The 26,322-nt window shown below is 75.4% G+C and carries 21 protein-coding genes; 13 read left to right on the forward strand and 8 right to left on the reverse strand.

What is annotated here, in order from left to right:
* On the reverse strand, positions 1 to 1,287 hold a 1,287-nt coding region (locus ACFY60_RS14710), incomplete at its 3' end, for a BTAD domain-containing putative transcriptional regulator (RefSeq protein WP_388615245.1).
* 222 nt (positions 1,288 to 1,509) lie between these two features.
* Here ACFY60_RS14710 and ACFY60_RS14715 point away from each other — a divergent pair.
* Positions 1,510 to 3,600 carry a SpoIIE family protein phosphatase gene (locus ACFY60_RS14715; protein ID WP_388615248.1) on the forward strand — a complete coding sequence of 697 codons (2,091 nt, stop codon included), beginning with the start codon at positions 1,510 to 1,512 and terminating at the stop codon, positions 3,598 to 3,600.
* A gap of 6 nt (positions 3,601 to 3,606) precedes the next feature.
* Positions 3,607 to 4,632 (forward strand): PHP domain-containing protein, encoded by a 1,026-nt coding sequence (locus ACFY60_RS14720; RefSeq protein WP_388615251.1) that lies wholly within the window; start codon positions 3,607 to 3,609, stop codon positions 4,630 to 4,632.
* A 50-nt stretch (positions 4,633 to 4,682) separates the two neighbouring features.
* On the opposite strand, the gene ACFY60_RS14725 is transcribed toward ACFY60_RS14720, so the two are convergent.
* From ACFY60_RS14725 to ACFY60_RS14735, 3 genes are all read right to left on the reverse strand, one after another.
* Positions 4,683 to 6,080: an NADP-dependent succinic semialdehyde dehydrogenase gene (locus ACFY60_RS14725; RefSeq protein WP_388615254.1), complete on the reverse strand. Its 1,398-nt coding sequence runs from the start codon at positions 6,078 to 6,080 to the stop codon at positions 4,683 to 4,685.
* Between the two features lie 103 nt (positions 6,081 to 6,183).
* A complete protein-coding gene (locus ACFY60_RS14730) occupies positions 6,184 to 6,888 on the reverse strand; it encodes a ThuA domain-containing protein (RefSeq protein ID WP_388615671.1) in 705 nt (234 codons plus the stop codon).
* Positions 6,889 to 7,044: 156 nt separating this feature from the next.
* On the reverse strand, positions 7,045 to 7,686 hold the full coding sequence (locus ACFY60_RS14735; protein WP_388615257.1) for a TetR/AcrR family transcriptional regulator: 642 nt from the start codon (positions 7,684 to 7,686) through the stop codon (positions 7,045 to 7,047).
* 126 nt (positions 7,687 to 7,812) lie between these two features.
* Here ACFY60_RS14735 and ACFY60_RS14740 point away from each other — a divergent pair, with 126 nt between their 5' ends.
* Genes ACFY60_RS14740 through ACFY60_RS14750 form a run of 3 tightly spaced genes read left to right on the forward strand, consistent with a single transcriptional unit; the run spans position 7,813 to position 12,116 of the window.
* A complete protein-coding gene (locus ACFY60_RS14740; protein WP_388615260.1) occupies positions 7,813 to 10,419 on the forward strand; it encodes an FHA domain-containing protein in 2,607 nt (868 codons plus the stop codon).
* 12 nt (positions 10,420 to 10,431) lie between these two features.
* Entirely contained in the window at positions 10,432 to 11,118 is a 687-nt protein-coding gene (locus ACFY60_RS14745; protein ID WP_388615263.1) for a hypothetical protein, read from the forward strand.
* Positions 11,115 to 12,116: a serine/threonine-protein kinase gene (locus tag ACFY60_RS14750; RefSeq protein WP_388615266.1), complete on the forward strand. Its 1,002-nt coding sequence runs from the start codon at positions 11,115 to 11,117 to the stop codon at positions 12,114 to 12,116. Before ACFY60_RS14745 ends, ACFY60_RS14750 begins: the two co-directional genes overlap by 4 nt.
* Positions 12,117 to 12,139: 23 nt before the next feature.
* Here the strand turns inward: ACFY60_RS14750 and ACFY60_RS14755 are convergent, their stop codons facing one another.
* Positions 12,140 to 13,399 (reverse strand): streptophobe family protein, encoded by a 1,260-nt coding sequence (locus tag ACFY60_RS14755; RefSeq protein WP_388615674.1) that lies wholly within the window; start codon positions 13,397 to 13,399, stop codon positions 12,140 to 12,142.
* Positions 13,400 to 13,605: 206 nt separating this feature from the next.
* Here ACFY60_RS14755 and ACFY60_RS14760 point away from each other — a divergent pair, with 206 nt between their 5' ends.
* Positions 13,606 to 15,012, forward strand: coding sequence for a DUF6777 domain-containing protein (locus ACFY60_RS14760; RefSeq protein WP_388615268.1), 1,407 nt, complete (start codon positions 13,606 to 13,608; stop codon positions 15,010 to 15,012).
* A gap of 269 nt (positions 15,013 to 15,281) precedes the next feature.
* Here ACFY60_RS14760 and ACFY60_RS14765 read toward each other — a convergent pair whose 3' ends face one another.
* On the reverse strand, positions 15,282 to 15,467 hold the full coding sequence (locus ACFY60_RS14765) for a hypothetical protein (protein ID WP_388615271.1): 186 nt from the start codon (positions 15,465 to 15,467) through the stop codon (positions 15,282 to 15,284).
* A gap of 141 nt (positions 15,468 to 15,608) precedes the next feature.
* On the opposite strand from ACFY60_RS14765, the gene ACFY60_RS14770 reads away from it, so the two are divergent.
* Positions 15,609 to 17,078 (forward strand): PLP-dependent aminotransferase family protein, encoded by a 1,470-nt coding sequence (locus ACFY60_RS14770; protein WP_388615272.1) that lies wholly within the window; start codon positions 15,609 to 15,611, stop codon positions 17,076 to 17,078.
* A 75-nt stretch (positions 17,079 to 17,153) separates the two neighbouring features.
* The gene (locus ACFY60_RS14775; protein ID WP_388615275.1) at positions 17,154 to 17,660 is read left to right on the forward strand and encodes an FBP domain-containing protein; all 507 of its coding nucleotides are present in this window, start codon (positions 17,154 to 17,156) and stop codon (positions 17,658 to 17,660) included.
* Between the two features lie 187 nt (positions 17,661 to 17,847).
* On the opposite strand, the gene ACFY60_RS14780 is transcribed toward ACFY60_RS14775, so the two are convergent.
* Positions 17,848 to 19,050 (reverse strand): acyl-CoA dehydrogenase family protein, encoded by a 1,203-nt coding sequence (locus ACFY60_RS14780; protein WP_388615277.1) that lies wholly within the window; start codon positions 19,048 to 19,050, stop codon positions 17,848 to 17,850.
* A gap of 157 nt (positions 19,051 to 19,207) precedes the next feature.
* Between ACFY60_RS14780 and ACFY60_RS14785 the strand changes: the two genes are divergently transcribed.
* The 4 genes from ACFY60_RS14785 to ACFY60_RS14800 all read left to right on the forward strand — a co-directional run bounded on the left by ACFY60_RS14785 (position 19,208) and on the right by ACFY60_RS14800 (position 24,147).
* On the forward strand, positions 19,208 to 20,383 hold the full coding sequence (locus tag ACFY60_RS14785; protein ID WP_388615280.1) for a CaiB/BaiF CoA transferase family protein: 1,176 nt from the start codon (positions 19,208 to 19,210) through the stop codon (positions 20,381 to 20,383).
* Positions 20,384 to 20,458: 75 nt separating this feature from the next.
* Positions 20,459 to 21,148, forward strand: a complete 690-nt coding sequence (locus ACFY60_RS14790) for a GntR family transcriptional regulator (RefSeq protein ID WP_388615283.1) — start codon at positions 20,459 to 20,461, stop codon at positions 21,146 to 21,148.
* A 129-nt stretch (positions 21,149 to 21,277) separates the two neighbouring features.
* The gene (locus tag ACFY60_RS14795) at positions 21,278 to 21,871 is read left to right on the forward strand and encodes a TetR/AcrR family transcriptional regulator (protein WP_388615285.1); all 594 of its coding nucleotides are present in this window, start codon (positions 21,278 to 21,280) and stop codon (positions 21,869 to 21,871) included.
* Between the two features lie 212 nt (positions 21,872 to 22,083).
* A complete protein-coding gene (locus ACFY60_RS14800; RefSeq protein ID WP_388615287.1) occupies positions 22,084 to 24,147 on the forward strand; it encodes a discoidin domain-containing protein in 2,064 nt (687 codons plus the stop codon).
* Between the two features lie 74 nt (positions 24,148 to 24,221).
* Here ACFY60_RS14800 and ACFY60_RS14805 read toward each other — a convergent pair whose 3' ends face one another.
* Positions 24,222 to 25,520, reverse strand: coding sequence for a YncE family protein (locus ACFY60_RS14805; RefSeq protein ID WP_388615289.1), 1,299 nt, complete (start codon positions 25,518 to 25,520; stop codon positions 24,222 to 24,224).
* A gap of 163 nt (positions 25,521 to 25,683) precedes the next feature.
* Between ACFY60_RS14805 and ACFY60_RS14810 the strand changes: the two genes are divergently transcribed.
* Positions 25,684 to 26,286 (forward strand): CBS domain-containing protein, encoded by a 603-nt coding sequence (locus tag ACFY60_RS14810; protein ID WP_388615291.1) that lies wholly within the window; start codon positions 25,684 to 25,686, stop codon positions 26,284 to 26,286.
* The last annotated feature ends 36 nt before the right edge of the window (positions 26,287 to 26,322 follow it).

Genomic DNA, 26,322 nt, shown 5'->3' on the forward strand with positions numbered 1-26,322 from the left:
CTCCCGCGCCAACGGCCCCACCGGCCGCACCACCTCCCCCGGCACCCCCAACGGCTCCCGACTCGTCGCCAGCACCCGCACCCCCGGACACCGGGACAGGAGGGTCTGGACGAGTACGGCGGCGGCGCCGACCACGTGCTCGCAGTTGTCCAGCAGAAGCAGCATCCGGCGCCCGGCGCAGTGCTCCACGAGCCGCGCGAGACCGCCCTCGGGGCCGGACTCGGGAAGGGGCGGCCGGTTCCAGAGCTGTGTCTCCCGGCCGCCGAGGGCGGTGAGCACGGCGTCGGCGACGGCGGACTCCTCGCGGACGGAGGCGAGCTCGGCGAGGTGCACCGGCCCTTCGCACGTGTCGGCGGCCTCCAGCGCGAGCCGGGTCTTGCCGACCCCGCCGGGGCCCGTGAGGGTGACCAGGCGGTGGTCCCGGGACAGGGCGGTGACCGCGGCGAGTTCCCCGTCCCGGCCGATGAAGGAGGTCAGCCGCGCGGGCAGGGGACGGGGAGCCGTCACGTGGGGTTCGTCGGCGGCGGGGCCGGGCGTGCCCGCGAGGAGTTCGCCGTGCAGGGCGCGGAGTGCGGGGCCGGGGTCCGTACCGAGCCGGTCCGCGAGGGTGGCGCGCGCCTCCTCGTACGCGGCGAGGGCCTCGGCGGGCCGTCCGGCGGCGCGCAGGGCCCGGATGCGCAGGGCGTGGAGGGGTTCGTCCAGCGGGTGGGCCGCGCAGAGGGCGGCGAGCGGGGCCAGGACGCCGGCGGCCCGGCCCAGGGCCAGGTCGGCGGCGAGCCGGTCGCGCCGCGCCTGCGTGTGCCGCTGGTCGAGGCGTACGGCGAGGGGGTCGGTGTCCCGGCCGGGGAGGTCGGCGAGGGCGGGGCCCCGCCAGAGACCGAGGGCCTCGTCCAGGAGCGCGGCGGCCCGCTCCGGGTCGCCGCCCGCGAGGGCGGTCGCCCCTTCGGCGGCGAGATCCTCGAACCGGTGCAGGTCGATGTCCGCGCGCTCCGCGACCAGCCGGTAACCGCCGGGCCCGGAGGCGACGGCGCCGTGGCCGAGTGCGCGGCGGAGACGGCCGACGAGGGCCTGGAGCGCCGGAACGCGGTCCCTGACCCCGGCGTCGTCGTCCTCGCCCCACACCTGCGCGACGAGCGTCCCGGGGCCGACCGCGCGACCGCCCGCGGCGGCGAGTGCGGCGAGCAGCGCCCGGAGCCGCGCGCCACTGAGGGTGGCCTCCGTGCCGTCGGCACGGAGGGCCTGGCCGGGGCCGAGGACGCGGTACGGGAGGCGGCGGGAGGGCTGCACCGGCCCATTCTGCCCCGGGGCCGGAGTCCGCACCGGGTGCCCCGACCCGGGGCGGTGAGCGGCGTTCCCGGGCAGGAACGGGCGCGGCGCCCCGCCGTGCCTGGCCACCTCCCGTCCCCCGCTCCCCTCCCGTACCGCCGCCGGCCACGGAATCGACACGAACGGCGCCACGCCGTGTCATCGCCATGGCGTGGGAGGGGTGCCGGTTCGACAATGAGGAGGATGACCGAAGACGACCGGCGTACTCACGGGGGCGAGATCGGGCCCACCGAGTGGCTCGCCATGAACCGGACCGGCAGCTTCGACTGGGATCTCGACTCGGGCACCATCGACGTCGACGAGTCCGGGCTGCTGGTCTTCGGGCTGGGCCCGGACGCCTTCGACGGCCGCCCCGTGACCCTCGTCGCCCGGCTGGCGCCGGAGGAGCGGGTCCGGCTGGACGCGGTGGTGCGTACCGCCCTGACGGGAGGCTCCTCCTCGTACACCGCGCACTTCCCGATCCCGCAGGAGGACGGGACACCCCATTGGACGCATGTGCAGGCCCGGATCCTGCGGTCGCCGGACGGGCGCGCGCGGCGGGTCGTCGGCATCGTCCGGGACACCACCGCCGAGGTGACGCACTCGGCCTTCGTGCAGGAGCTGGAGCGACGGCGCGAACACCAGACGAGCATCGTCGAGCGGACCACGCAGGCGCTGTCGCGGGCGGTGACCGTGGACGACGTGACGGCCGCCCTGACCGGTCCGGGGGGTCTGGCGCGGCTCGGCGCCGACGGGCTGGCGCTCGGGCTGGTCGAGAACGGCTCGCTGAACGTGATCGCGCTCAGCGGTGATTCGCTCGACGCCCTGAACGTCTTCCGCACCCGCCGCCTGGACCGGGGGCTGCCGCTCGCCGAGACGGTGCTGAGCGGACGGCCCCGCTTCGTGTCGTCCTTCCCGTCCCTCGGGCGGGACTTCCCGGAACTGGCCCCGTACATCGAGCGGCTGAAGTTCCGCTCCGCCTGCTATCTGCCGCTGGTGGCGCAGGCCCGCTCGCTGGGGGGCATGGCCCTGTTCTACCGGGGGCGCAGCGAGTTCACCGCCGACGAGCGGATCCTCGCCCTCGGGCTCGCGGCGATCGTCGCCCAGTCGCTCCAGCGGGCGATCCTCTTCGACGAGGAGCGGGAGCTCGCCACGGGCCTTCAGGAGACGATGCTGCCGCGCCGCATCCCGGAGATCACGGGCGGCGAGATCGCCGTGCGGTACCACGCCGCGTGGAGCGGACGGCAGGTCGGCGGCGACTGGTACGACGTCATCTCGCTGCCCCGCAGCCGCGTCGGGATCGTCGTCGGTGACGTGCAGGGGCACGACACGCACGCCGCCGCCATCATGGGCCAGCTGCGGATCGCGCTGCGGGCGTACGCGGGCGAGGGGCACGCCCCGTCGACGGTGCTGGCGCGGGCCTCCCGGTTCCTCGCGGAGCTGGACACCAACCGCTTCGCGACCTGCACCTACGCCCAGGTGGATCTGGCGAGCGGGACCGTACGGGCGGTGCGGGCGGGGCACCTGGGCCCGCTGATCCGCCACACGGACGGCCGCGTGGGGCAGCCCAAGCTGCGGGGCGGGCTGCCGCTCGGCCTCGCGACGTACTTCGGGGACGAGGAGTTCCCGGAGACCCGGCTCGACCTCGTGCCCGGGGAGACCCTGGTGCTCTGTACGGACGGGCTCGTCGAGCAGCCGGGTACGGACATCGCGGCGGGGCTCGCCGCCCTGTCGGAGGCCATGAGCAGCGGGCCGCCGCAGGCCGAGGCGCTCGCCGACCACCTCTCGGACCGGCTGTGGGAGCGGTGGGGCGCGGGCGACGACGTGGCCCTGCTGGTGCTGCGGCGCAGCCCGGACCCGGGCACTCCGCGGGCCCCGCGCATCCACCAGTACATCCATCAGGCCGACCCCGCGGGGCTCTCCGACGCGCGGTCGGCGGTCGGTCAGGCGCTGCGCGACTGGGGGATGCCGGAACTGGCCGACGACGCCGAGCTGTTGACCGGGGAGCTGTTGGTGAACGTGCTGCTGCACACCGAGGGGGGCGCGGTCCTCACCCTGGAGGTGCTGCCCGAGCCGGTGCGGCGGGTCCGCCTGTCGGTGCAGGACCGGTCGAGCGCGTGGCCCCGGCGGCGTACCCCGGGCGAGGCGGCGACCTCCGGGCGGGGCCTGATGCTGCTGGACGCGCTGGCCTCCCGCTGGGGGGTCGAGCCGCGCGGCGAGGGCAAGGCCGTCTGGTGCGAGATCGGGCCGCCCGCGGCGGTGGTGGCCGACGTGTCCGTACCGGGACGGGAGTGAGCCGCCGTGGACCCCGTGGCCGCTCTGAACCGGATCGCGTTCCTGCTGGAGCGCGGTGGCGCGCCGGGTTACCGGGCGCGCGCCTTCCGTACGGCCGCGGCGGCGCTCGCCGTCCTGCCGGAGGGAGAGGCCGCGCGGCGCGCGCGGGCGGGCACGCTGGAGTCGGTGAAGGGCATCGGCCCGAAGACGGCGGCGGTGGTGCGCGAGGCGCTGGAGGGCCGCGTGCCGGAGTATCTGGCGCGGCTGGAGGCAGAGTTGGAGGAGTCGCTGGGCACCGGTGAGCGGCCGGAGACCGGCGAGACGCTGCGGGCGGCGCAGCGCGGGGACTGTCACCTGCATTCGGACTGGTCGGACGGTGGGGCGACGATCGAGGCGATGGGGCGTACGGCGGCGGGCCTCGGGCACGAGTGGGCGGTGCTCACCGATCATTCGCCGCGGCTGACGGTGGCCCGGGGCCTTTCGCCGGACCGGCTGCGGGAGCAACTGGACGTCGTCGAGAGGCTGAACGAGGAGTGGGCGCCGTTCCGGCTGCTCACCGGCATCGAGGTCGACATCCTGGACGACGGCTCCCTCGACCAGGAGCCGGAGCTGCTCGACCGGCTGGACGTGGTGGTCGGTTCGGTGCACTCGAAGCTGCGGATGGACGCGCGGTCGATGACCCGCCGGATGGAGCGCGCGGTGCGCAATCCGCTGCTCGACGTGCTCGGCCACTGCACGGGGCGGCTGGTGGCCGGCGGACGGCTGCGCCCCGAGTCGGAGTTCGACGCGGAGCGGGTCTTCGCGGCCTGTGCCGAATCGGGGACGGCGGTGGAGATCAACAGCCGCCCGGAGCGGCTGGATCCGCCGCGCCGGCTGCTGCGGCTCGCCGTGGAGGCGGGGGTGCACTTCGCCGTGGACACCGACGCCCACGCGCCTGGCCAGCTGGCGTGGCAGATCCTCGGCTGCGCCCGCGCGGAGGAGTGCGGTGTGCCCGCCGAGCGCGTGATCACCACCTGGCGGGCCGACCGGCTCCTCGACTGGACCCGGGGCTGAGAGGACCCTCCGCAGGCCGCGGGGACGGTGGTGGGCGCCGGGCTCCCGGGTCAGGCGCGCTGCCAGACCGTGGTCGCGTTGCAGAACTCGCGGATGCCGTGGCCCGCGAGTTCGCGGCCGTACCCCGAGCGCTTGATCCCGCCGAAGGGCAGCGCAGGGTGGGAGGCGGTCATGCCGTTGACGAAGACGCCGCCCGCCTCCAGGTCGCGGACGAAGAGGGTGATCTCCTCGTCCTTGCGGGTCCAGACGTTGGAACTCAGCCCGAAGGGCGAGTCGTTGGCGACGGCCACGGCCTCGTCGGCGTCCCGGACGGCGTAGACGGTGGCGACCGGGCCGAAGGCCTCCTCGTGGTGGATCCGCATCTCCGGCGTGATGCCGGTGAGGACGGTCGGCCGGTAGTACCAGCCGTCCCGCAGGGCGGGCTCGTCGGGGCGCCGCCCGCCGCACAGGGCGGTGGCACCGCGCCGTACGGCGTCGTCGACGAGCTCCTCCAGGTCGGCCCGGCCGCGCTCGGTGGCGAGCGGGCCGACGTCGGTCGCCTCGTCGAGCGGGTCGCCGACGGTGAGGGCGTTCATCGCGGCCGTGAAGCGCTCCACGAAGTCGTCGTAGACGTCCTGATGGACGATGAACCGCTTGGCGGCGATGCAGGACTGGCCGTTGTTCTGGACGCGGGCGGTGACGGCGGTCTTGACGGCCCGTACGACGTCGGCGGAGGGCATGACGATGTACGGGTCGCTGCCGCCGAGTTCCAGGACGGTCTTCTTGATCTCCTCGCCGGCGACGGCGGCGACGGCCCGGCCGGCCGGTTCGCTGCCGGTGAGGGTGGCCGCCACGACCCTCGGGTCCCGCAGCACCCCCTCCACCTCACGGGAGCCGATGAGCAGCGTCTGGAAGCAGCCGTCGGGATATCCGGCGCGGCGGAAGAGGTCACCGAGGTAGAGCGCGGTCCTCGGCACGTTGGACGCGTGCTTGAGCAGGCCGGTGTTGCCGGCCATGAGCGCGGGCGCGGCGAACCGGATCACCTGCCAGAGCGGGAAGTTCCACGGCATGACGGCGAGGATCGGCCCGAGCGGACGGTAGTGGACGCGGGCCCGGTCGGCGCCCGAGTCCTGCACGTCGTGCTCGCCCGGGTGCTCGTCGGCGAGCAGCGCCTCGGCGTGCTGGGCGTACCAGCGCATGGCCTTGGCGCATTTGGCGGCCTCGGCGCGGGCGGCGACGATCGGCTTGCCCATCTCGACCGTCATGGTGCGGGCGATGTCCTCGGTGTCCTCGTCGAGGAGTGCCGCCGCGGCGCGCAGCAGCCGGGCGCGCTCCGCGAACGAGGTGGTGCGGTACTGGCGGAACGCCTCGTGCGCGGCGGCGACGCGCCGCTCCACCTCGTCGGGCCCGTGGGCCTCGTAGGTGCGCAGCGTCTCGCCGGTCGCGGGGTTGACGGTGGCGATGCCCATGACCTGTTCTCCTTCCGCCCTCGCCCCCGCGTGCCCCCACCGGCAACCTCCCGCGCCGGAGGCCCGTACGCAACAGGGGCGGTGCGGTGGGGTGACCCGGTGCTCAGCCCGCGACCGGCGGGGGCGGTGGGGCCTCGGCTTCCGGCGCGGCTCCGGTCAGCCAGGCGAGGGCGCCCGACAGGTGGGCGCGGAAGGCGGGGTCGTGGTACGCCTCCGGGGCGTGTCCGAGCGCCGTGAAGAGGAAGCGGCCCCGGTCGATCCGCCGCGACCAGACGAGCGGGTGGTCGGCGCCGTGGGTGCCGCCCCGGTAGGCGGACTCGTCCGCGCGGGCGAGGACGCGGACGCCGCTGGACCGGGGATCGGAGGTGAAGTCGTACCACTCGTCGGTCCAGGTCCAGGCGGCCGGGAGCGGGACGGTGGCCGGGTGGGCGGGGGCTTCCACGAGGACGCGCCCGGGCTGGATCTCCGGGTGGCCGGCGAAACGGGTGCCGAGGAGTGCGCCGTAGAAGGGCCAGTCCGGTTCGGCGTTGGCCGCCGCGTGGACGGCGAGGAGGGCGCCCCCGGCGCGCAGGTAGGCCTCGAAGGCGGTGCGGCCCTCGTCGGAGAGGACGGTGCCGGTGGTGGAGAGCAGGACGACGGCGGCGCGGTGGGCGAGCCCGTCGGGGCGGAAGGCCGCCGGGTCCTCGGTGACGTCGGCCGTGAGGCCGAGCCCGGCCGCCAGTTCGGTGAGGGCGGCGGCCCCGTGCGGGATCGAGTCGTGACGGTAACCGGCGGTGCGGGTGAAGATCAGGACGTCGGCGGGGGGCAGGGGCACGCGGCGTTCTCCGGTCCTGGGCGGGGCAGAGGGGCGGGGCGAGCGGGGCGGGAAAGCGCTTGCCACCCGCGTCCGGAGCCGACGGTAGTCAGGTGCCCCGGCGCGCCGCAAGGCCGGACCCGCCCCGGAGCCGGGCCCCGCCGCCGCCGGTCAGCGCTCGTCCGGTTCCCGCGCGGACCCGTCCGGCAGGTCCCTGGTCGAGGCCTCCAGGAGCGCGGGCAGGAACTCCCGCTCCAGGCTGCCGGGGGGAAGGGCGTCCGGTTCCACGTAGCTCTGGGCGAGACCGCCCTCGCGCAGGGCGACGATCAGGCGGGCGAACCGGTCGGCGTCCACGGTGAGCGCGCGTCCGGCGCGGCGCAGGACCAGGGCGAGGCCGCGGGCGATCTCGGCGCGCAGCCGCTCGTCGTGGCGGGCGAGGACCCAGGCGGCCTGGGGGTCGCGGACGGCGTGCAGGGTGAACTCGGTGCTGACGAGGTACCAGTCGCGTTCCTCCGGCTCGACCCGGGCGGCGAGTTCGGCGATCCGCGCGACCGTGTGCTCCTCGGGACCGAGCGCGTCGATCGCCTCGGCGAGCCGCCGGACGATCCGCTCGCCGTGCTCGTCGAAGAGGGCGAGGAAGAGCTCCTCCTTGCTGGCGAAGTTCGAGTAGTACGCGCCCCGGGTGTAGCCGGCGCGCTCGCAGACCTGCTCGATCGTCGTGGCGTGGAAGCCGTGCTCGGCGAAGGTCTCCAGGGCGGCCTTCAGGAGGGCCGCACGCGTCCGGGGGCGCCGGCCGGTGACTCCCTTCGGCATCGTGGTCCCCTCCCGTGTCCGGGCCGCTCCCGCGCGGCCTCCGCCGCCTCCCCGCGCCGGAGGCGCCCACCTTACCCGCGCCTCCAGGCCGGGCGCGGATCGGCTGCGGCGGATAGGATTTCCCTCATGGGACAGCGGCCCGGCGCGCCCGCCGCACCCGCCCTGGTCCTCGAGATCGACGGGGACGCGACGCTGATGAACCCGAGCCGCGTCTATCGCATCGGGCGCGACCCCACCAGTGACATCGTGCTCTCGGACGCGCGGGCGTCCTGGCACCACGCGGTGCTCCGCGCCGCGGGGGGCCGGTGGACCCTGACCGACGAGGGCAGTACGAACGGCACCTACGCGGACGGGCGGCGTCTGGACGCGCCATGGGCGGTCGGGCCCGGGACGGCCGTGCGGTTCGGGCACCCGGACGACGGCCCCCTGGCGGTCCTCGCCGATCCCGCTCCGCCTCCGGAGCCGGAGCCCGGTCCGGAGCCCGTGGGCGCCCGGGAGCCCACCCCGCCGCCGGTACCGCCGGCTCCCGAACCCCCGCCGCCCCCGCCTCCGGTGCCGCCGGCCCCCGAACCCCCGGTGCCCCCGACCCCCGGGGCACCCGCCGCCGCGCCCTTCGCGGACCCCGCGCCCGGCCCCGTACCGGCGTCCCACGCACCGCAGGCCCCCGCGCCCGGGCCGGAGGCGTACCGGCCGCCCTCCGTCGCGCATCCCGCCGCGACCGGCACCTTCCGGCAGCCGACCTCCGTCCGGCCGCTCCCGGCCCACAGCGTCCGCATCGGCCGCTCGCCCGACAACGACGTGGTCGTCGCCGATCTCGTCGTCTCCCGTCACCACGCCGAGCTGCGCGCCCACCCCGACGGCACGTACGGGATCCACGACCTCGGCAGTCACAACGGCACCTTCCTCAACGGGCGGCCGGTCGCGGACGCCCGGGTCACCCCCGACGACATCGTCGGCATCGGCCACTGCGCGTTCTGCCTGATCGGCGGGCAGCTCGTCGAGTTCACCGACAGCGGCGAGGTCTCCCTCGACGTGCAGGCGCTCTCCGTCACCGTCGACCACGGCCGCAAGACCCTGCTCGACGAGGTGTCGTTCCCGGTGGGCGAGAAGTGCCTGCTGGCGGTCGTCGGCCCGTCCGGCGCCGGCAAGTCCACGCTCCTCAACGCCCTGACCGGACAGCGCCCCGCCGACCGGGGCACGGTCCTGTACGACGGCCGCGACCTGTACCGGGACTACGCCGAGCTGCGGCAGCGCATCGGGCTCGTCCCGCAGGACGACATCCTGCACCTCCAGCTGAGCGTGCGCCGGGCCCTCGGATACGCGGCCGAACTCCGCTTCCCGGAGGACACCGCACCCGCCGAGCGGCGCGACCGCGTGGACGAGGTGATCCGGGAGCTGGGCCTCACCGAACGCGCCGGCCAGCCCATCCACAGCCTCTCGGGCGGCCAGCGCAAGCGCGTGAGCGTCGCCCTCGAACTGCTCACGAAACCCTCCCTGCTGTTCCTGGACGAGCCCACCTCCGGTCTCGACCCGGGAATGGACCGCTCCGTGATGCACATGCTGCGCGGCCTCGCCGACGACGGACGCACCGTCGTCGTGGTGACCCACAGCGTGCTGAGCCTGGACGTGTGCGACCGTCTGCTCGTGCTCGCGCCGGGCGGCCGGGTCGCCTACTACGGGCCGCCCGGCGAGGCGCTCGGCTTCTTCGGGTTCACCCAGTGGCCGGAGGCCTTCGAGGCCTTCGAGAACGACCGGGGACGCGACTGGGCGGGGACGTACCGCTCCTCCCCCGTCCACCGGCGCTACATCGCCGAGGCCACGGCCCGCGCGGACGTGCCCCTGCCCGCGCGGGGCGCGGGAGCCGGGTCCGGGGCGGGGCTTCCGGCGGCCGGGGAGCCGGCGCCGCCGCCGAAGGCGCAGAGCTGGGGTTCCCAGCTCCGCACCCTCGTCCGCCGGTACGCGGCGGCGCTCGCCGCCGACCGGACCTTCCTCGCCATCATGATCGCGCTGCCGTTCGTGATGGGGGCGATGGCCCGCGCCCTGTCGGAGGGCCGGCTCAACCCCGAGTCGACCCTGAACGTCCTGCTCATCCTCTGTGTGGGCGGTGTCCTCACGGGCGCCGCGAACGCCGTCCGCGAGCTGGTCAAGGAACGCACGATCTACCGGCGCGAGAGAGCCGTCGGCCTCTCCCGCTCCGCCTACCTCGCCTCCAAGGTGGTCGTCCTCGGCGCGGTCACCGTCGTCCAGGCGGTCGTGCTCACCCTGGTCGCCCTGGTCGGCGTGCCCCTGAACGTCCCCGGCGGGAAGGGGGTCCTGCTGCCCCCGCTCGTGGAGATCACGCTCGCGGTCGCGTTCCTCGCCTTCACCGCGATGATGCTGGGCCTGCTCGTCTCGGCTCTCGTGCGCAAGGAGGAGGTGACGATGCCGCTGCTCGTCCTCCTCGCCATCGTGCAGGTCGTGTTCTGCGGCGCCCTCCTCACCGTGCGCGGCACACCCGGCCTGGAGCAGCTGGCCTGGCTGGTGCCGTCCCGCTGGGCGTTCGCGGCGATGGGCGCGACCGTCGACATCGGCAGGACCGTGCCGGGCGAGAAGACGTCCGACCCGCTCATGCGCCACACGGCGGAGGCCTGGCTGTTCGACATGGGCGTCCTGGCGGTGCTCTGTCTCGTCCTCGGGCTGCTGGTGGCCCGGCTGCTGCGGCGGCACGAACCGGTCGTCATGCGGCGCCGGTAGGAAGGTGGTCCCGTGAGCGTTCCCGTACCCGACCTCCTGCCGGACTTCCGGCCGAGCCACGTCGTGCCCCGGGACGGGCTCGCCGCCTGGGAGGCGCCGGATCCGGCGCTGCCGACGGTGCCGCTCGACGCGTTCCTGCCGGTGGAGCTGGTGGAGCGCAGCGGTGACTGGGGGCGGGTGGTGTGCTCGAACGGCTGGACGGCCTGGGTGGACGCCCGGCTGCTCGTCGCGGTGCCCGCCGATCCGCCGGCGGCCGGCCGGGCGGCGGCGCGGACCGCCGATCCCCGGCCGCTGATCGCCCGCGCCGAGGACGCGCTCGGCCGCTACCGGCGGGCGGCGGAGGAGCTGGCGGCGGGCCGCCTGGACGGCGAGACGTTCCGGCGGCGCACGCGCGGGCTGCGGGTGGGGATGGTCGTGGACGGCGAGTCGGTGTGGCTGTACGACGCCGAGCACGAGCGCTGGGTGTACTGCGACGGCTCCGGTCTCCGTACGTACGCGGTGTCGGCGGCCCCTCGGCGGGCGCCGGTCCCGGACGGCGACGAGGACGGCGAGGCGGCGGAGGGCCGTCCCGGCGAACGGGACACGGGGGCGGCCGGCCACGAGCCGACGCGGGTGGTGCCCGGGCTGGGCGGGGCGGTGGCGCCCCCGCCCACACAGGTCGTGCACCGGCCGTCCGACCCGGCGGGTGAGGGTCCGTGACGGGCGGCGACCGGGAGGCGGAGCTTCCGGCGGGCCGGCCCTCCGGGCTGCTCGGCCGGGAGGTGGCGGGCTACCGGGTGGAGGGCGAGATCGGGCGCGGCGGCATGGCGGTCGTCTACCGGGCGCACGACCTCCGGCTCGACCGGACGGTGGCGCTGAAACTGCTCGCGCCCGAGCTGGCCCGCAACGACACCTTCCGGAAGAGGTTCGCGCACGAGTCGCGGGTCGCGGCCTCCATCGACCACCCGCACATCGTGCCGGTCTTCGACGCCGGGGAGACGGAAGGGGTCCTGTACATCGCGATGCGGTACGTGGCCGGGCAGGACCTGGCGGCGCTGCTCGGCCGCGAGGGGCCGCTGCCGCCGGCGAAGGCGGGCCGGATCGCGGCGCAGGTGGCGTCGGCGCTGGACGCGGCGCACGCGCACGACCTGGTCCACCGGGACGTGAAGCCGGGCAACATCCTGGTGGCGGAAGGCACGGACGGCGACCACCCGGAGCACGTGTACCTGACCGACTTCGGGCTGACGAAGAAGTCGCTGTCGCTGACCGGGTTCACGACGGTGGGCGAGTTCGTGGGCACGCTCGACTACGTGGCGCCGGAGCAGATCTCGGGGAAACCGGTCGACGGCCGGTGCGACGTGTACGGGCTGGCGTGCGTGGTCTTCGAGACGCTGGCGGGGGCGCCGCCGTTCCGGCGGGACACCGACTGGGCGGTGCTGTGGGCGCAGCAGTACGATCCGCCGCCGCCGCTCTCCGAGTTGCGGCCGGGTCTCGCGGGCGCGGCCGACGCGGTGTTCGCGCGGGCGCTCGCGAAGACGCCCGAGGAGCGGTACGGGACCTGCCTGGAGTTCGTCGCGGAGCTGCGGGCCGCCCTGCTGTCGGGCGCCGGCGCGACGCGGTGGGGGCCGGGACGGAGTGGTTCCGGCTCCTCGGGGGGACCGGTGGGCCCGCCGCCAGCGCCGCCCGCGTGGGCGCGGCCGGTCTTCCGCGAGGTGTAGGGGGACTCGATGCGGGGGCGGGGTCAGGAGGCGGTGGCGGGGACTTCACCCTTGCGGCGCACGCGGGAGGCGAGGAGGCCGCCGAGCAGGCCCTCGACGAGGCCCCAGAGCAGGGCGAGCCCGACGGTCCGCCAGACGTGGGGGCGCAGCAGGACCTCGCCCCCGAGGGAGTCGAGTTCGCCGATGCCGAGGATCGAGAGGCCGAAGCGGGCTTCCACGAGGGTGAGCGGCGCGGTGACCAGGAGGGTCAGGGCGAAGGCGACGCCGAGGTGCAGGGCGTGCTGCCAGAGCCGTACGCGGGCGGGCGAGCGGACGGCCGCCACGAACGCGGCGGCGAGGAGCAGCACGGCGGCGACGGGCAGGAGCCACCAGGCGCGGCCGTCCTGCGCGGCGAGCGAGGACAGGTCGACCGTGGACAGGCCGTTCCGCCCGTCGCCGCCGGAGCGGAGGACGGCGTCGAGGACCTGGGGCATGGGCAGGCCGAACGGCCCCTCGGCCTTCCCCTCCCAGGCGCCGCCGATGCCCACGCCGAGCGCGAGCCAGGTGATGTTGGGCAGGCCGAGCAGGAGGACGGCGAACGTCTGGGCGGCGTGGCCCCGGGTGGCGGCGACGACCAGGCCGACGACGAGGCCCAGGAGGACGTACGCGAGGAGCAGCAGGAGCATCGCGGAGGCCGCGGGCCGCACGGCCTCCTGATGGCGCAGGAGGCGGGCGGGCAGGGGGGCGGCGCGGGAGACCAGGAGGGCGAGCAGGAGGACGCCGAGGATCCACAGGAGTCCGTGGAAGAGGGTCGGGCCGAGGTCGGCGCGGAAGCCGACGGTGGGGTTCGCGGCGTCCAGGAGTTCGCCGAAGAGGTCGGCGAGGGGGCTGTCCTCGGGGCCGCCGGGGAGCGTGAGGCGGAAGTCGTGGCGGGCGAGGGCGGTGAGGCCGGTGAGGGCGAGCAGCCACAGGACGACGGTGCAGGCGGCGCGGACGAGGAGTTCACGGACGGGTGTCACGGCGTGGTGGCGCAGGGGCCGCAGGAAGAGGGCGCCGGTGACGAGCGCGCCGACGAGGGTGACGGTGAGGGGCATGGCGGTGAGTTCGGCGCGGGTTCCGGCCAGGGCGCCGGCGTCGCCGGAGAGTTCGACGGCGCCGCCGGCGGCCATGACGACGACCGCGGCGAGGACGGCGGGGAACCCGCCGGGCAGGTCGGCGGCGCCGGCGGCCCGGAGGCCGAGCGCCGCGGTGACCGCCATGGCGAGGAGTCCGGCGGCCACGGCCGCGAGGGCCTGCGCGGCCATGCGGACGAGGTGGCCTCCGGTCGTCGCGGACGTCGGCCGGGGCGTGGGGGTGGGGAGCCGCTTGCGCACGCCGCCCACGCTAGTACCGGTGGGGTCCGCGCGCCGCCGGGCCGCGTCCGACCGGTGACGGGCGGCGGTCTCCCCTCACCTGACGCGTGCCGGGTGGGGGCGCTCCGCTTGCGGGGGGCGTCCGTTCCGCGCACACAATGGGCGCGGAACGGAAGAAAGGGAAAAACGTGACTTCCCACCCGCCGTCCGGCCCCCCGTCGGGGCCGCCCGCAGGCCCGCCCTCCGGCCCCCTCTCCGGTCCCGGCGCCCGCCCGGGTTCCACCGGTTCCGCCGGTCCACCCCCGCCGCCCGGACCACCGAGCGGCGGTGGCGGCCGGAGCGGTCCGGGCGGTGGCGGCCCCCCGGACGGCGGCCCGCCGCCGGGCGGACCGTCGGGCAGTTCCCCGGCCGACGGCGGCAAGGGCGGCGGCCCCTGGTGGCGCTCCGTCCCGAAGGTCGCCTCGGTGACCGCCGTCCTGGTCGCCGTCGCCGCGCTCGCCGTGGTGCTCACCAACAGGCCGGACGGTTCGGGTGACACCGCCCGGTCCGGCGGGGGTGAGGTCTTCCTGCAGAACGCCGCGGCGACCGGCCCGGATCCGTTCACCCCCTCCACCGCCCGCACGGACGGCGCCTCCTCCGCGCCGGCCTCGCTGCCGCCCCGTACGGCCTCGGCCGAGGCGGGCACCCCGCGGGTGTCGGGTGCGGCGCCCGGCCTGTACGGCGGAACGCGGTCCGTGGCGAGCTGCGACGTGGAGCGGCAGATCCGGTTCCTGGCCGACGAACCCGCCAAGAACACGGCCTTCGCCAAGGTCCTCGGCATCCGGCCGGACGACGTCCCGTCGTACCTGCGGTCCCTCACTCCGCTGAACCTGCGCGTGGACACCCGGGTGACGAACCACGGCTTCCGGGACGGCGCCGCCACCTCGTACCAGGCGATCCTCCAGACCGGCACGGCGGTGCTCGTGGACGGCCGCGGGATGCCCAGGGTGCGCTGCGCCTGCGGCAATCCGCTGACGGACCCGGTGGCCCAGCGGGCCCCGCGCACGATGGGCACGCCGTGGCAGGGCTTCAACTCCTCGCAGGTCGTGGTGGTGGCGCCGGCGACCACCGTGGTCAAGGTCTTCGTCGTGTACGACCCTGTCGACGAGGGCTGGTTCGCCCGCAAGCAGGGGGACACCGGGGAGCGCGACCGGCCGACGCCCCCGCCGCCCCGGCCGACACCCTCGGTGTCCACGCCGCCCACGTCCCCGGGGACGGACTCCCCGTCGTCGCCCGCGACCGATTCCCCGTCGACGTCGACGCCGACGTCCCCGGACCCGCCGTCCTCGCCTCCGTCCTCACCGCCCTCCGATCCGCCGTCGGATCCGCCCTCCGACCCACCCTCCGACCCAGCGTCGGACGGTCCCGCGTCCCCGCCGTCCGGCCCGGTCACCGACTCACCGGGGGACACGACGGACCGGTCGGCGCCGGCCGTGGTCCCGTCGACGGCGCCGTCGACCGAATCCCCGGCGGAGTCCACGACCGACTCACCCCCGGCGCCGGGGCCCGCCGGCCGCCTGGTGTGAACCCCGGCCGCCGAGGCCCGTCACCCGGGGCGGCGGCCCGTACCCCCGCACCGGACGGAACCGGGACGGGGGTACGGGACCGGGCGCCGGGGTGGGGCGCAGGGCGGGGCCGGGAACGAGGAGGACGGGGCAGGCCGCCCGGGCCAGGACCCCGCGCCGCACCGGACGGGTCCGCGGGCACGCCGTGAGCCCCGGGCGCGCCGCCGCGCCGAGACCGGGCGGCCAGGGAGGCGAGTGAGCCGCTCACCCCGACGACGACCCGGCCGGGGTCACAGCGGCTCCCACACGTGCGGGCGGGCCGGGCGCACGGCGGCGGTGCCGGTCGGGCGGCGGCCCGTGGCGGCCGTGGCCCGCAGACGGCGGACCCAGGCGCGTACCGCCCAAGGTCGGGCCGGGCGCTCCTCGGCGCGTCGCTGCCACAGGCGCTCGTCGCGGTCGGTGAAGTGGGCGGTCATCGCGGTCTCCTTCGCTGTCGGCCCTCCGCCGGCGCGTCGAACGCGCCGTACGCGGGCCGCCGGTGGGCGGCCACCAGGCCACTGGACAGGAGTCTGTAGCCTTATTGGCCCGGACAGCAGAGCCAATGAGGAGTGATTGGCATGGCAGAGGCCCGAGTGGTCCACACCGCGGACCGGACGCTGACGGGCCGCCAGCTCGCGTCCCTCCTGACCCCGCCCCCCGAGGGCCGGTTCGGCTACCGCGAGCTCGCGCGGGCGGTCCGCGAGGCGCTCCTCGACGGCCGGGTGGCACTCCGCCTGCGGCTGCCCGCCGAGCGGGAGCTCGCCGGGGTGCTCGCGGTGAGCCGGACGACGGTGACGGGGGCGTACGACCTGCTGCGGGAGAGCGGGTACGCGCACAGCCGCCGGGGCGCCGGCACGTGGACCGCCCTGCCCGAGGGGCAGGCCCCGACGTCGCTCGGCTCCTTCCACGGCGAGGGCACGGCCACCATCGACCTGGCCCTCGCCGCCCCGGAGGCGCCCGCCGCCGAACTGGCCGCCGCGCTCGCGGCCGCCACCGCCGAGCTCCCCCGCTACGCCAGGACCCAGGGCTATCACCCGTACGGCCTGCCGGCGCTGCGCGCCGCCGTCGCCGAGCGGTACACGGCGCGCGGTCTGCCCACCCGGCCGGAGCAGATCCTCGTGACCACCGGCGCCCAGCAGGCCCTCTCGCTGGTGCTGGCCCTCCTCGGGCGGCCGGGCGACCGGGTGCTGGCCGAGAACCCCTCGTACGCCAACGCGCTCGACGCGATGCGCGGCCGGGGCCTGCGGGTCACGCCGGTGCCGGTGACCGAGCACGGCTGGGACACCGGGCTGGTCGAGGCGGCGCTGCGGCAGACCGCGCCGCGGCTCGCGTACCTGATCCCGGACTTCCACAATCCGACCGGGCGGCTGATGCCTCAGGAGCAGCGGCGGGAGGTGGCCCGGGCGGCGCGCGCCACGCGGACGTGGCTCGTCGTGGACGAGACGCTCACCGACATGGCACTGGACGTGCCCGCGCCCCGGCCGTTCGCCTCGGGCGTCGGCGGGGGCGACGGGGAGCAGATCGTCTCCGTCGGTTCCCTGAGCAAGAGCTGCTGGGGCGGGCTGCGGGTCGGCTGGGTACGGGCGGCGGCCGGCGTGGTGACCGAGCTGGCCCGGGTGCGGATCACCGCCGATCTGGCCGGTTCGGTGCTGGATCAGCTGGTGGCGGTGGCTCTGATGGACCGGCTCGGCACGATCCTGCCGGAGCGGATCGCGGAACTCCGGCGGCGGCGTGAGGCTCTGACCGCCGCTCTGGCGCGGCACGTGCCCGAGTGGCGGTGGACGGTGCCGCCGGGCGGGATGTGCCTCTGGATCGACCTGGGGCGGCCGGTCGCCTCCGCGCTGTCCGCCCGCGCGCTCCGCCACGGGGTGCGGGTGGAGGGCGGGGCGCGGTTCGGCGTGGACCCGGGGACGCACGAGCACCGGCTGCGGATCCCGTACACGCTGGCCGAGGAGGTGTACGAGCCGGCCGCCGAGCGGCTCGCGGCGGCGCTCGACGGGGCGCCGGGGCGCTTCGCGGACCCGGCCCTGCCGGACTGGGTGGCGTGAGGCGGCCGGGGCGGGTGGGGCGCGCGTCCGGTTATTCGGATGCCGCCTCCGGCAGGTCCGTGTACGGTCCAACGAGTGGAACCATTGACCGACAAACAGATCCGTTCGTCCTTCGTGAACTGCACGAAGGGCGAGGCCGCGCGGCTCAAGCTGCCGCTGGACTTCGCCGAACTCCCCTGGCAGGACCTGGACTTCCTCGGCTGGGTCGACCCCGGCGCGCCGCTGCGGGCGCACCTGGTGGTCCCCCGTGAGGACGGCCCACTGGGCGTGACCCTGCGCGTCCCGGCCGTGGGGCGGACCAGTGCCGTGAAGACGAGCCTGTGCCAGGTGTGCCTGACCGCGCACGCCTCCTCCGGGGTCGCCCTGCTCGCCGCGCCGCTGGCCGGCGGCCGGGGGCGGGAGGGGAACACGGTCGGCATCTACGTCTGCGCCGACCTCGCCTGCTCGCTGTACATCCGGGGCAAGCGGCAGCCGAGGCTGCGCGGGGGCAAGCGCCACGACGAGACGCTGTCGATCGAGGAGCGGGTGGCCCGCACGATGGGCAACCTCGACGCCTTCCTGGCCCGGGTCACGGCCGTCTGAGGCCGCACCGTGCCGTGGGGGGGGGGCGGGGGGGCCGCCCCCCCCGCCCCCGGGGGGCCCCCCCCCGGGGGGGGGGGGGGGGGGGGGGGGGGGGGGCGCGGGGGGGGGGGGGGGGGGGGCCGCCGCCCGGGGGGGGGGGGGGGGGGGGGGGGGCCCCCCCCCCCCGGCGCCGGCGGACCGCCGCGCGTCAGCGGAAGGCCTGTTCGCCGGTGAGCGCCTTGCCGATGACGAGGGAGTGGACCTCGCTGGTGCCCTCGTAGGTGAGGACCGACTCCAGGTTGTTGGCGTGCCGGAGCACCGGGTACTCCAGGGTGATGCCGTTCGCGCCGAGGATGGTGCGGCACTCGCGGGCGACGGCGATGGCCTCGCGCACGTTGTTGAGCTTGCCGACGCTGACCTGCTCGGGGGTCAGGGTTCCGGCGTCCTTGAGGCGGCCGAGGTGGAGGGCGAGGAGCATGCCCTTGCCGAGCTCGACGGACATGTCGGCGAGCTTCTGCTGGGTGAGCTGGTAGGAGGCGAGCGAGCGGGCGAAGACGACCCGGTCGCGGGCGTAGGAGATCGCCGTCTCCAGACAGTCGCGGGCGGCGCCGAGGGCACCGAAGACGATGCCGAACCGGGCCTCGTTGAGGCAGCCGAGCGGACCGGAGAGGCCACGGGCGCCGGGGAGCACGGCGTCGGCCGGCAGGCGGACGCCGTCCAGGACCAGTTCGCTGGTGACGCTCGCCCGCAGCGACAGCTTCATGCGGATCTCGGGGGCGCTGAAGCCGGGGGTGCCGGCCGGGACGAGGAAGCCGCGGACGCCGTCCTCGGTGCGGGCCCAGACGACGGCGACATCGGCCACCGAGCCGTTGGTGATCCACATCTTGGTGCCGTTGAGCACCCAGTCGGAACCGTCGCGCTTGGCGGTGGTCCGCATGGCGCCGGGGTCGGAGCCCGCGTCGGGCTCGGTCAGGCCGAAACAGCCGATGTACTCGCCGGCCGCCATCCGCGGCAGCCACCGCTGCTTCTGCTCCTCGGAGCCGTACTTCCAGATGGCGTACATGGCGAGGGAGCCCTGGACGGAGACCAGGGAGCGCAGGCCGGAGTCGACGGCCTCCAGCTCCAGGCAGGCCAGGCCGTACGCGACGGAGTTGGTGCCCGCGCAGCCGTAGCCCTCCAGGTGCATGCCGAGGACGCCGACGCCCCCGAGGGCGCGGGCGAGTTCGCGGGCCGGGATCTCGCCCTTCTCGAACCATTCGGCGACGTGGGGGCGCAGTTCGCGGTCGGCGACGGCGCGCACGGTGGCGCGGATCTCGCGTTCCTCGTCGGTGAGCAGTCCGTCGACGGCGAGCAGGTCGAAGGGGTGGACGGGCGCGGACGGCGACGGCTTCGGTGACTTCGGCGAGTTCACAGGCGGCCTCCTGGCGGCGACGGTGTGAGGGTGCAACGCGGCGAGCGGAAGCGTAGCGGGAGATCGGATTTTGGATCCAGTATTGAAAATCCGCCAAGCCGGCCCTAGCGTCCGACGGGATCCGATCTTCCCCCTGACCGTCGGCGAAGGAGACACCATGGCCCCCGCAGACCCGCCGGACCCGACCGCCGGCGCGCTGTCCGGAATCGTCGTCGCCGATTTCGGGAGGGTTCTCGCCGGGCCGTACATGACGATGCTCCTGGCCGATCTCGGCGCGGACGTGATCAAGATCGAGCGTCCCGGTTCGGGCGACGACACGCGCGCGTGGGGACCGCCGTTCGCGGACGGCGAGGCCACGTACTTCCTCGGGGTCAACCGGAACAAGCGCTCGGTGTCGCTCGATCTGACGGACCCGGAGGACCTGGCGGCGGCGCGGGCGATCGTGGACCGCGCGGACGTCCTGGTGGAGAACTTCCGCCCCGGCACGATGGAGCGGCTCGGCCTCGGCCACGAGGAGGTCCGCAGGACCAATCCGGGGCTCGTCTACTGCTCGGTGACCGGCTTCGGCACCGCCGAGGGCGCCCGGCTGCCGGGCTACGACCTGCTGGTGCAGGCCATGGGCGGCCTGATGAGCGTCACCGGTGAACCGGGCGGTCCCGGTACGAAGGCGGGGGTCGCGCTCGTGGACGTCGTCACCGGTCTGCACGCGGGGCTCGGGATCCTGGCGGCCCTGCGCCACCGCGAGCGGACGGGTGAGGGCCAGCGTGTGGAGGTGTCCCTGCTCGGTTCGCTGCTCTCGGCGCTGACCAACCAGGCCGCCGCGTACCTGGGCGCCGGCGTCGTGCCGCGCGCCCTGGGCAACCGGCACCCGAGCATCGCCCCGTACGAGGTGTTCGAGGCCCGGGACCGGCCGCTGGTCCTGGCGGTCGGCACGGACCGGCAGTTCCGGGCACTGTGCGAGCGGCTCGGCCGGCCGGAGCTGGCCGGGGACGAGCGGTTCGCGACCAACACGGCCAGGGTGGCGCACCGGGAGGAACTGGTGGCGGCGCTGGCGGGGCCGCTCGGGACGCGGACGGCCGACGCGTGGTGCGAGGAGCTGACGGCCGCCGGGGTGCCGTGCGGGCCGATCAACGACCTCGCCGCCGCGTTCGCGCTCGCCGACCGGCTGGGGCTCGACGCCCACGTTCCGCCGTCCGCGGCCGGCCCGGGCCAGGTGGCCCATCCGATCCGGTTCGGTGCGACCCCGCCGTCCTACCGGGCCGCCCCGCCGCGCCTCGGCGAGCACACCGGGGCGGTCCTCGCCGAGCTGGGACGGCCGCCGCGCACCGGCTGACCCGTAGGAAGATGGTCCGGACCGGCGGCGGTGGCCCGCGGGCCGGGGAGCGACGGAACGGAAAGGTCGGAGACGATGAGCGGCGCGGTGGAGAGGCGGCGGCCCCCGACGGCCCAGCAGTTCGTGCTGGAGGAGCTGCGGCGCGCCATCACCAGCGGGGAGCTCCGCCCCGGCGCGCCGATCCGGCAGGACGCGCTCGCCGCGCGCCTCGACGTGAGCCGGGTCCCCCTGCGCGAGGCGCTGAAGGCGCTGGAGGCCGAGGGCCTCGTCGTCCACCGCATACACCGCGGCTACTTCGTCGCCGAGCTGTCCCTGGCTGACCTGGAGGAGATCTACCGCATCCGGCAGCTCCTGGAGACGGAGGCCGTCCGCAAGGCCGCCGTCCGGATGCCCGACGGGACGATCGCCGCGCTCGAACGGATCCAGCGGGAGGTGGAGGCGGCGGCCGGGGCCGGTGACGTGACCGCGATGGCCGCCGCGAACCGGCGCTTCCACTTCACCCTGATCGAGGCCTCCGGGATGCCGCGCCTCGTGCGGCTCATCGCCACCCTGTGGGACGCGACCGACGCTTACCGCTCGCTGTACTACGCCGAACCGCCGCACCGGAAGCAGGCGGTGCGCGAGCACCGGGCCGTGATCTCCGCGCTGGTCAACGGTGACGAGGAGGCGGCGGTCCGGTGGCTGGACGAACACCGCGCCCACGCGGTGGCCGCCCTGCGCGAGGTGCTGGATCTGCCGCCCGAGACCGGGCGCGCCGGGGCCTGACCCGCCGTCGGGCCGGGAACGCCACCCGGGACCGGCCCCGCCGCCCGCGCCCGTACCGCCCGTACCGCCCGTGGGGCCGCTCCGGCCCCCGGCTACCCTGACGGCGCCGGACCCGAGGAGGAACGAACCATGGCGCGGATGCCGTCGGCCGAACGACGCAGGCAGCTGGTCGAGGCGGCGATCAGGGCGATGGCCCGGGACGGGGTCGCCCGGACGACCACGCGGTCGATCTGCGCCGAGGCGGGGGTCTCGCTCAGCGTCTTCCACTACTGCTTCGACTCCAAGCAGGCACTCCTGGAGGCCGCGATCGAGACGATCACGGGCTCGTACGTGACGCGGGTGATGGCGGCGGTCGAGCCGAGGGCCACGCTGCGCGAGACCGTGCGGGGCGCGCTGCGGACGTACTGGGACGACGTGACGGCCCGTCCGGGCGAGCACATGCTGACCTACGACCTGACCCAGTACGCCTTGCGCGAGCCCGGGTTCGAGGATCTGGCGCGGGCCCAGTACGAGCGGTACGTGGTCTCGGCGGCGTCGCTGGTCGAGCAGGTGACGGCGGTCGTCGGGGTGGAGCCGCGGGTGCCGGTGGGGGTGATCGCGCGCTGCCTGGCGGCGTCGATCGACGGGCTGACGCTGCAGTTCCTGGTCCTGGGCGACGAGCGGGCGGCCGAGGAACTGCTGGAACTGACGGCCGATCAGCTCGTGCGGCTCATCGAGGGCTGAGGCGGGTCTCCCGCCGGGAGGTGAGCCGCCGGGGCGTGCCGCTCGGCCGGGTCGCCGGGCCGGACGGCCGGGCACCGCGTGCGCATCCGGGCGCCCGGGATCCGGGCGCGGTCTTCAGCAGGTCGTCCGTCCCGGACTCTTGACTCGTTCCACCCGCACCGCGATCCTCGGGGCGCCCGGTACACCCCCACCGACCGGAGGCATCGCAGCTCATGACGCGACTCACGACACACAGAGCACGCGGATACGTTCTCGTCCCCCTCCTCCTGGCTCTCGCGGCCGTCCTGTTCGGCTCCGCCCCCGTCCCCGCCGCCGACGCGGGCACCGCCTGGTGGGAGCCCGCCTCCCGCCCCGCGCCGGACTCCGGCGTGAACGTGACGGGCGCGCCGTTCCGGGGCACCGACGCGCAGGGCAGGGTGCGCGGCTTCGTCGACGCGCACAACCACCTCATGTCCAACGAGGGGTTCGGCGGCCGCATGATCTGCGGCAAGCCGTTCTCCGACGCGGGTGTCGCCGACGCCCTGAAGGACTGTCCGGAGCACTACCCGGACGGCTCGGGCGCCATCTTCGAGAATCTGACGGGTGGTGACGGCCACCACGACCCCGTCGGCTGGCCGACCTTCGCGGACTGGCCCGCGCACGACTCCCTGAGCCACCAGCAGAACTACTACGCGTGGGTCGAGCGCGCCTGGCGCGGCGGGCAGCGGGTCCTCGTCAACGACCTGGTGACCAACGGCCTGATCTGCTCGCTGCTGCCCCGGGACCGCGGCTGTGACGAGATGGAGTCGATCCGGCTGCAGGCCCGCAGGACCTACGAGATGCAGGAGTACGTCGACCGGATGTACGGCGGCCCCGGCAAGGGCTGGTTCCGGATCGTCACGGACGCCGCGCAGGCACGCTCGGTGGTGGAGCAGGGCAAGCTGGCGGTCGTCCTGGGGGTGGAGACCTCGGAGCCGTTCGGCTGCAAGCAGGTCCTCGACGTGGCGCAGTGCGACCGGGCGGACATCGACCGTGGGCTGGACGAGCTGCACGCGCTCGGCGTGCGCAGCATGTTCCTCTGCCACAAGTTCGACAACGCGCTCTGCGGGGTCCGTTTCGACAGCGGAACGACCGGAGTGGCGGTCAACATCGGGCAGTTCCTGTCCACGGGCACCTTCTGGGCCACGGAGAAGTGCTCCGGCCCGCAGCAGGACAACCCGATCGGTCTGACCGCGCCCCCGGCGATGGCGGCGAAGCTGCCGCCCGGTGTGAGCGTCCCCGCGTACGCCGCCGACGCCCGGTGCAACACCCGCGGTCTGACGCGGCTCGGCGAGTACGCCCTCAGGGGCATGATCGACCGCGGCATGATGCTGGAGCTGGACCACATGAGCGTCAAGGCCGCGGGGCGGGCGCTGGACATCCTGGAGGCCGAGGAGTACCCCGGGGTCCTGTCCAGCCACAGCTGGATGGACCTGGACTGGACGGAGCGGCTCTACCGTCTCGGCGGCTTCGCCGCCTCGTACATGCACGGTGCCCAGGGGTTCGTCGGGGAGGCCGCGCAGAAGGCGGAGCTGCGCCGGAGGTACGGGGTCGGCTTCGGCTACGGCACGGACATGAACGGGGTCGGCGGCTGGCCGGGCCCGGTCGGCGCGGGCGCCCCGAACGCGGTGACGTACCCCTTCCGCAGCGTCGACGGCGGTTCGGTCCTGGACCGGCAGGTCACCGGTGAGCGGACCTGGGACCTCAACACGGACGGGGCGGCGCACAACGGTCTCGTACCGGACTGGATCGAGCAGATCCGGCTCACCGACGGCGGCCGGGCGGTCGTGGACGAGCTGGCGCTCGGCGCGGAGTCGTACCTGCGGACGTGGAAGGCGACGGAGGACCACGAGCCCGGCCTCGACCTGGCCGCCGGCCGGCCGGTGACGGCGAGCACCACGCAGTGGTGGAACCCGTTCACCGGCTTCGCGCCGGGCCTGGCCGTCGACGGCGACACCGGCACCCGCTGGGCCAGCGAGTGGTCGGACGACCAGTGGCTGCGGGTGGACCTCGGCGCGGTGCACCGGGTCGGCAAGGTCACGCTCGACTGGGAGCGGGCGCACGCGCGCGCGTACCGGATCGAGCTGTCGGAGGACGGCGGTACCTGGCGGACGGCCTGGTCGACGGAGGCGGGCGACGGCGGGTACGACACGGCGGAGTTCGCCTCGCAGCCGGCCCGGTACGTCCGGATCCAGGGCGTGCGGCGCGCCACCGACTGGGGCTACTCGCTGCACGAGGTGACCGTACGCAGGTCGTGACGGCGCGGTGGAGGGGGCCGGCCGGACTCCGGGGAGTCCGGCCGGCCCCGGCCGCGCGGAACCGTGCGGCCGGCTCAGCCGGCCGAGGGGCCGGTCCAGTCGGCCGGCACACGCGCGAGGCGCACCCGCTGGGGGTGGTCGCCGACCTCGACCGTGGCCACGCGCCGGCCCGTGGCGAAGTCGATGGCGGAGACCCGGTCGGAGCCGCTCTCGGAGATCACGCAGGACCGGCCGTCGCCACTGACGGTGGCCCAGTAGGGCTTGGCGGCGGGGACGAGCGGGCCCTCCTGGAGGGTGGCGCGGTCGACGACGGTGGCGTAGTCGTCCATGGTCCCGGCGACACAGAGCTTGCTGCCGTCGGGGCTGATGGAGAGGCCGTGGTGGCGCGAGTCGTTGACCCAGGTGGTGCGGTCGGGGTCGGTCGCCGGGCCGCCGGGGAGGTTCTTCAGGCGGGTGATCCGGTCGGTGGCGAGGTCGTACTCCAGGAAGCCGCCCAGGAAGGAGACCTGGAAGTAGAGCTTCTGCTCGTCCGGGGTGAAGGCCACCGGCCGGACGGCGTCGGAGAGGTCCGAGCGTCCGAAGGCGTCGAGACGGGAGCGCATGTCGATGACCCGGACCGTCTCGAAGGTGCGCGCGTCCACGACGGTGATGCGCCGGTCGCCCTTGGTCCAGTCGAGCCAGGGGGCGTCCAGAGCGGTGGTGACCTCACCGATGGACATGTTCCAGAGCAGCCCGTCGGAGGTGAAGACGTTCTCGTGCGGCTTGTCACCGGTGGCGAAGGAGCCGACCTGGCGTCCGGTCTCGATGTCGAGGACGTGGACGGTGTTGGCGGTCGAGGCGGAGACGGCGACGCGGGTGCCGTCGGGCGAGACGGCCATGTGGTCGGAGCGGTGACCGGCGACGGGGAAGCGCCAGTTGACGCGGCCGGTGCGCAGGTCGAGGGAGACGACGTCGGCGAAGCTGGGGCGGGAGACGACCATGGAGCCGCCGTCGGGGGTCGCGTACATGTCGTCCACGAACTGGTCGTGGCCCTCGCCGGGCCCGTGGCGGACGCCGAGGAAGAAGGCGAGCTTGACGGGGTCGAGGTAGATCTCGCGGAGCCGCTCCTCCTTGTCGGGGATGACGTTCACGCGGCCGATCCGGTGGAAGTCGCCGCGGGCGGCGATGACGTCGGCGGTGCCGTCCCAGTTGTTGCCGACGAACATCACCTCGCGCAGGGCGGCCGGGGCGGGTGCGGGGGTGGCGGCCCCGGTGCCGCCGGAGGCGGCGAGGAGGGCGAGGGCGGCGGCGAGCAGGCCGCCGGCCCGGCGGACGCGGGAGGCGCGGCGGGGCCGGCCGGGGTGGAGGTGGGCGGGCGTGCGGGGATCGGGCATGGGGGTCCTTCTTCCCTCTCGCGACGGCGACGTACCGGAGAGTAGGCATGTCCATGACAAGCCCACAAGTCCTCGTCCGGCCACGCCTTACCGCCCCCATACCTCCGGACCGGCCGCCGTGCGGGATCATGGGGTCCGGAACCCAGAAGGGACGGAACGGACGATGAGGCACCGCAGTGTCGCGGACCTGATGACGCCGACCGCCGTGGCGGTGCAGCGCGGGACCCCGTTCAAGGAGATCGCGCGGCTCCTCGACGAGTACGGGATCACCGCGGTGCCGGTCGTGGACGAGGAGAACCGGCCCGTCGGCGTGGTCTCCGAGGCCGACCTGCTGCGCCGGCACACCGCCAAGGACGGTCCCAGCACGGCGGAGGCCATGATGACCAGCCCCGTCGTCACCGCCCGGCCCTCCTGGACGGCCGTCGAGGCGGCCCGGCTGATGGAACGGCACCGGGTGAAGCGACTGCCCGTGGTCGACGCGGACGGCCGGCTCATCGGCGTCCTCAGCCGGAGCGACCTCCTCCAGCTGTTCCTGCGGCGGGACCGCTCGATCCAGGAGGAGATCCGGGAGGACGTCGTCGTCCGCATCCTGCGCCTCTCCCCCGCCGCCGTGCACATCGACGTGGACGAGGGCCGGGTGACCCTGAGCGGCACCCTGGCGCGCCCGGCCCTGGGACCGATCCTGGTCCGGCTGTGCGAGTCGGTGGACGGCGTCGTGGAGGTCGTGGACCGGCTGGTGTACGAGGAGGCCATGGGCGGGACGTGACGGCGTGCCGCCCACCCGCGCGGGCGTGCGCCGGCC

It is taken from the genome of Streptomyces sp. NPDC012827 (assembly GCF_042900905.1).
Lineage (GTDB): Bacteria > Actinomycetota > Actinomycetes > Streptomycetales > Streptomycetaceae > Streptomyces > Streptomyces gulbargensis.